The sequence below is a fragment of the Streptomyces sp. NPDC088733 genome (assembly GCF_044751185.1).
GTDB lineage: Bacteria > Actinomycetota > Actinomycetes > Streptomycetales > Streptomycetaceae > Actinacidiphila.
Genome location: NZ_JBIVLH010000067.1, coordinates 1 through 1,266, shown reverse-complemented (window position 1 = coordinate 1,266; position 1,266 = coordinate 1). Strand labels below are relative to the sequence as shown.

The 1,266-nt window shown below is 65.6% G+C and carries 1 pseudogene; it reads right to left on the bottom strand.

The annotated features are described in order from the left end of the window. Window positions 1-36: 36 nt before the first annotated feature. Window positions 37-1,196: pseudogene (locus ACIP64_RS41470) on the bottom strand (IS3 family transposase). Window positions 1,197-1,266 lie beyond the last annotated feature (70 nt).

The window sequence follows — 1,266 nt, the reverse complement described above, 5'->3', positions numbered from 1 at the left end:
TGACCTGCCCCACAGTTTGGGTTCCAGCTGCGGTGGCTAACTGGCGGCGGGGACGGTGTCTTGTGCGGAGAGTAGCTCGTACTCGATCGGGGTGCGGTAGCCCAGTGCTGAATGTCGTCTCTGGCGGTTGTAGAAGATCTCGATGTACTCGAAGATCGCGTTGGCCAGCTCGACCCGGGTCTTCCAGCGCTTGCGGTTGAGCAGCTCGATCTGCATGGAGGACCAGAACGACTCCATCATCGCGTTGTCCAGGCCGTCACCGACGGTGCCGAACGAAGGCAGGAGGCCGGCGGAGCGGATCCGTTCACCGAAGACCCAGGAGGTGAACTGGGTGCCGTGATCGGCGTGCACTATTCCGCCCGGCTGGGGGCGGCGGTTGCGGATGGCCATGTCCAGCGCGTTGACCACGAGGGAGGAGTCCTGCCGTGAGTCGATGGACCAGCCCACGATCCTGCGGCTGAACGCATCCAGGACTGCCGCGCAGTACACCCACCCTTCCCTGGTGCGGTGCTGCGTGATGTCGGTGACCCACAGCTCGTCGGGACGCAGCCGATGGAACTTCCGGTTGACCAGGTCCTCGGCGGTGACGACACCCCGCAGGCGCTTGATGCGCACCGGACCGGGCAGGCCGTGGATCCCGGCCTGTGTCATGAGCACCGACACGGTCCTGGCGCAGACCCGGATGCCCATGCCCAGGGTGAGCTCGGCGTGGATGCGGCGGTAGCCGTAAGTCCCGCGGGAAGCGACGTGAACCTCTCGGATCAGCCCGGTCAGCCAGTCCCGCCGTAGCTGCCGAGGAGTCGTCGGTATGCGCTTGTGCTTGTAATAGTTCTGCCGGGCGACACCAAGGATCCGGCAGCACCTGTTGACCGGGGCCCCGGCATCGACGAGTCGGTCGATCACCGGGTAGAGCCTTTTGGGGCCGGCTTGTCCTCGCCGAGGAACTTCGCCGTCTGCCGGACGATCGCCAACTCGGTTTCCAGCTCATGGATCCGCCGGCGAGCGGCCCGCAACTCAGCAGACTCGCTCGACGGCGTTCCCGGTCGCCGCCCGTTGTCGATGTCGTCTTGCCGCAACCACTTCGACAACGTGACGGGATGGATGCCGAGCTCCACCGCCGTCTGTTTGGCCTGCTTGCCGGCGCGGATCAGCGCGATGGCGCGCGCCCGGAACTCCGGAGGATAGGGACGAGGCATGACTGCCAGCCTTCCGTGAAGGGCTGTCAGTTAGCCACCAAAACTGGAACCTGAGAGGTGGGGCAGGTCA